Annotated in this window: 5 protein-coding genes; 2 read left to right on the forward strand and 3 right to left on the reverse strand. The window is 33.9% G+C overall.

Features of this window, described 5'->3' with window-relative positions; all coding sequences use genetic code 11:
• Positions 1-77 precede the first annotated feature (77 nt).
• Together istB and istA are read right to left on the reverse strand one after the other, a co-directional pair.
• Positions 78-836, reverse strand: a complete 759-nt coding sequence (gene istB, locus NF27_RS09365) for an IS21-like element helper ATPase IstB (RefSeq protein WP_039454911.1) — start codon at positions 834-836, stop codon at positions 78-80.
• Positions 829-2,373: an IS21 family transposase gene (istA, locus tag NF27_RS09370; protein ID WP_039454914.1), complete on the reverse strand. Its 1,545-nt coding sequence runs from the start codon at positions 2,371-2,373 to the stop codon at positions 829-831. Before istA ends, istB begins: the two co-directional genes overlap by 8 nt.
• A 536-nt stretch (positions 2,374-2,909) precedes the next feature.
• On the opposite strand from istA, the gene NF27_RS11435 reads away from it, so the two are divergent.
• Positions 2,910-3,110, forward strand: a complete 201-nt coding sequence (locus NF27_RS11435; RefSeq protein ID WP_053332748.1) for a thermonuclease family protein — start codon at positions 2,910-2,912, stop codon at positions 3,108-3,110.
• Between the two features lie 6 nt (positions 3,111-3,116).
• On the forward strand, positions 3,117-3,302 hold the full coding sequence (locus NF27_RS13340; protein ID WP_084212929.1) for a thermonuclease family protein: 186 nt from the start codon (positions 3,117-3,119) through the stop codon (positions 3,300-3,302).
• 87 nt (positions 3,303-3,389) lie between these two features.
• Here NF27_RS13340 and NF27_RS09380 read toward each other — a convergent pair whose 3' ends face one another.
• Positions 3,390-3,827, reverse strand: a complete 438-nt coding sequence (locus tag NF27_RS09380) for a GNAT family N-acetyltransferase (protein ID WP_039458811.1) — start codon at positions 3,825-3,827, stop codon at positions 3,390-3,392.
• Between the last annotated feature and the right edge of the window lie 320 nt (positions 3,828-4,147).

Genomic DNA, 4,147 nt, shown 5'->3' on the forward strand with positions numbered 1-4,147 from the left:
TGTTGAATGTCATTGATATTGACCCCTTAGAGTTTCAGTCTATTTGACCCCCTAAGTGCAAAATATAACAAGATTGTTTACATTTCAATTTCTCCTTTATTAAGTTTCGGTATAGCATTTTTTCGATAAGACTCTCCATCGAGCACTATACAATAGCTCTTATGCACAACTCTATCTAGAGCAGCATTAGCCATAACCGGCTCAGGGAAGAGTTCCAGCCACCCTTCAGTTTTTCTGTTACTGGTAATAATAAAGCTGCTACTTATATATTTTTCAGCAATTAATTCATACAGATCTGATGCTTGTAGAGGAGTTAAAGCTTTAAGCCCAAAGTCATCTAAGATTAGTAAATCTGTTTTAGTATACTCTGTAATCATCTCTTTCCAAGAATCATCAGCCCTACTTGCCTGGAACTTGCTAAATAAGTTATTGGCTCTTATAAATTTTACTTTCTTACCGGCACGACATGCCTGGTGCCCTAATGCTTGAGCTAAATGGGTTTTGCCGGTTCCGGTAGGGCCTAGTATAATAACATTCTGCTTTTCTTTTATATATTTATTGCTCATTAGGTGATTTATTATTTGCCTTACTTCCATAGAGTATTTCTTCATATCAAGGTTCTCGAATGTCTTCTCTTCCTCGAATTTTGCTCCTTTTATTCTATGAGCTATACTTTTACATTCCCGTCTTTGTTTCTCATCCTGTAAAATAAGTCCTAAAAATTCCTCATAGGCTAAGCTTTTGTTTTTTGCTTCCTGTAACCTTAGCGGTAAAGTCTCAACCATACCGCTTAACCTTAGCTCTTTAGCTAATTTACTTATAATTACTTCATCCATGGTGTACCTCCATGGTTGTTGAGAACTCTTGCGCACTCCTTACATAGGATCCTTGTGGATTATTTAGCTTTGCTATGCTAAATTCTTCTTCTATTGCTTTGGCCTCCATGCCCTTTTCAAGCATGTTCTTTATATTCTTATATGAGTAACATTTATAACTATATGCTCTCTTACATGCCTTCTCCAGCCTATCAGCGCTAAAATGTTCCCTTAGCCTTAGTATCGCTTGGGCTTTTCTCAACCTCTGATTGCTTATATCACTTAACACTTCTTTTATAACTTCTAAAGTATTTAATCCTATAGATTCTGCTTCCTCTAAGCACTTCTCAGGTGTTTTTTGGATAAACTTCTTAACACTCTCAGGGTAATCTTCTACATCTGTTACCCATTTCCCTTTTTCATGTTCTCTTATATGGCTCTTAATAATCTTATGATTACAATATATCTCAACTACCCTTAATCCTCCTCTTACCCATACCTCATTGCCTATATAAGTGGTAGGTACAGAGTAAAAATTACCCCTGAACACTACATGGTGATCCCTATGGACTTTTGCTTTCTCCCACTCAGGTATATCAAACACCCCTTTCGGTAAGTACTTTAATGCAGCCTTTTCCTCCTTCTCATATATTTCCTTCGGCGTCTTCCCGGTAGTCCTCGTTACCTGATTAGCTATTATATTTCTGCACCATGCCTTTGCTTTCTCATTCGCTTCTTCTATATCTTTATACTTCCTTCCCGCTAGTAATTGTTGTTTTACTATTAGTACACTTCTTTCTATCTTCCCTTTATGCTGTGGTTGCCTTACCTTAGTCGGGTCAGCTATAAATCCATAATACCTTTCAAGTTCAGCATAACTTTTATTGATCGTTGGATCATATATATCTGCGCTTATTACTCCCGATTTTAAATTATCTAATACAATCCTTTGTGGTACTCCACCATAATAGTTAAACGCATTTATATGACTTTGTATCCATGATCTCTCATCTTGCTTAAATACATACTCTACATACCTCATCCGGCTATGCGATAATGTCATTATAAATATATATGCCTTCCTAAGCTTCTTTGTTTTCGGATCTACCATTAATCCTGCATTCCCGTAATCTACCTGCCCCTCTTCTCCGGCTTTCGTAGTTATATGTATCGTTGCGTTCTTCCTAACCAATATCCTTTTATTTATATATCTTCTCACACTGCTTTCACTTATTTTAACCCCTCTTTCACTTATTAATCTCCATATTTGTTTTATGGTTATATTTTCTTCCCCCAACCACTCCTTTATTTCTCCTTCATATATTATAAGCTTTTGTTCACTCCAGTCTTCCTTCTCTTTAACCTTGTATCTTTCAACTCTTATATTTGCTGATATCTCATCTACTTTCCTGCTATCATCTCCTACCTTCAGTCCCGACTCCAATCCTCTTCTTATTAAGCTCCTTATCGTATTACGTGCTACTCCTAGTGATCTTGATATTGCCTTAATCTTTACTCCGTTTACCCACCGGTACAGTATTTCACTTATTTCTGTCATCTCTAGTTTCCTCATTTCTGTTTATTACCTATTTGATAACCTTCTAAGAACCATTCTCTTCTTATAGGTACCTCTTTCAACTCCCTTCTTCCTTTCCTAAGCAAAAGGGGGCAAATAATTTGAAACTAGGGGGTCATTATCTTTGAAACTTTATCCATCTTCAGGGGGCATTTACCATGACGCTCAACAAAAAGCTCAGCAGAGTCACATGTTGTTTTAATTAATAAGTATTTAAATAACCAGTTTAATTAACCTATTAAGAGAAATGATACTAAACAAAGTCCTAATCATAAAAAAACTAATATAATAACTATTGTATTAGAGAAAGCAAATCTAAGTATATCGAAGAACAAAATTACTAAATTATCTACCGAACAAAAATCTTAGCTAAATGAACTGTTATCATCTTTAATAACTGAGTAATTTATTTAAAAGCACTGGTCGCTACGGCGACCACCTTCTAAAACAAATAATTTAAGTAAATTCAGCTACCAAATATATGTTAAGATTAAATATAATTTTATTAAATTTTTAAAATGCGAAAAATAAGAAATGATATTTTAGGGCTAACTTTCTTGAGGTTGATAGGATACTTATTCCAAGGTAGCTTATACGGAGAGGCTAAAATAACTGACGGTGACACAATAATAATAGGTAGCCAAAGAATACGTTTATATGGAATTGACGCAGTAGAAAAGAACCAGAAATGTAAAACCAAACAGGGCAGGGGGTGGTAATGTGGTATAGAGGTAAAGGATTACCTAGTTAAGTTAGTTAATCAAAACAAAGTATTTTGTTTTAGTAAGAATAAAGACAGATATAGAAGAGAGGTCAGTATCTGTTATAATCATAAGTTCCAAAGTATAAATGCTGAGATGGTAAGGAACAGATATGCTGTAGCATATACTAAGTATATCAGTTTATATTAATGAAGAAGAGCAGGCTAAAAAAGAAAAGCTAGGAATTTGGTTTAGTACATTTGTGAGGTCTGAAGCATATAGAATGAGTAAAAAGCATTAAATATTTAGAGTGCAGTTGTATTTAGGATTAGGGCAGGAGGTGTCTTCAACCTTTAACACCATAAAGCCAAGCTTAGTATAAAAATTAACAGTCTCATTATCTGCTTCAGCGTGTAAAGAGCTAAAACCATATTTTATAGGTAATGTTTTTATTATCTTTGTCCCTATGCCTTGGTATTGATATTGAGGTAATATCATAAAGTGTTTAATAATACCTGTATTATGCAACACTTCCAAGCCTATGACACCTACAAACTCATTATCTGATTTTATACCAAGCAATTCAGAAGAGCTACTAATCTTATAGTCAAATATTATATCTTTATAAGTCTGAGGCGGAATCGGGCAATTTGCTAATAAGAGCAAGATATTAGGTATAGGGTAGGGCAGGGAATCTATCTGAGGCTTTAAATCAATAAGAGATATATTATTCATATTTATGAAATATAGTCTTTATGTATTAATATAACAAAAAAGAACCATACTTATCAAGAAAACAATTAATATTAATATATAATTTATTAGAAAGAAATTCAAAGCATAGTTAGTCTGTAAATAATTAAGCTCAGGAGAAATGCGTTCTTTTAATATTTTTGATAACGGGCTAAAACTAATTTGCTTATTTGATTTGCAGCTGCATTGATAAAACTTGGGACTCTTTATCGAAATTTTCCCAAAAAGAGTTCTATACACAAGCGGATGATAACCTTTTAAACTAAGCTTTTTATTACAACAACTACAAATTTTTTCAGCAG

Source organism: Candidatus Jidaibacter acanthamoeba, from assembly GCF_000815465.1.
GTDB classification, from domain to species: Bacteria; Pseudomonadota; Alphaproteobacteria; order Rickettsiales; family Midichloriaceae; genus Jidaibacter; species Jidaibacter acanthamoebae.

Bases quoted from the DNA above. Each gene is read 5' to 3' on its own strand.
- istB (WP_039454911.1), bottom strand. From the start codon at position 836: ATGGATGAAGTAATTATAAGTAAATTAGCTAAAGAGCTAAGGTTAAGC.
- NF27_RS11435 (WP_053332748.1), top strand. From the start codon at position 2,910: ATGCGAAAAATAAGAAATGATATTTTAGGGCTAACTTTCTTGAGGTTG.
- NF27_RS09380 (WP_039458811.1), bottom strand. From the start codon at position 3,827: ATGAATAATATATCTCTTATTGATTTAAAGCCTCAGATAGATTCCCTG.
- istA (WP_039454914.1), bottom strand. From the start codon at position 2,373: ATGACAGAAATAAGTGAAATACTGTACCGGTGGGTAAACGGAGTAAAG.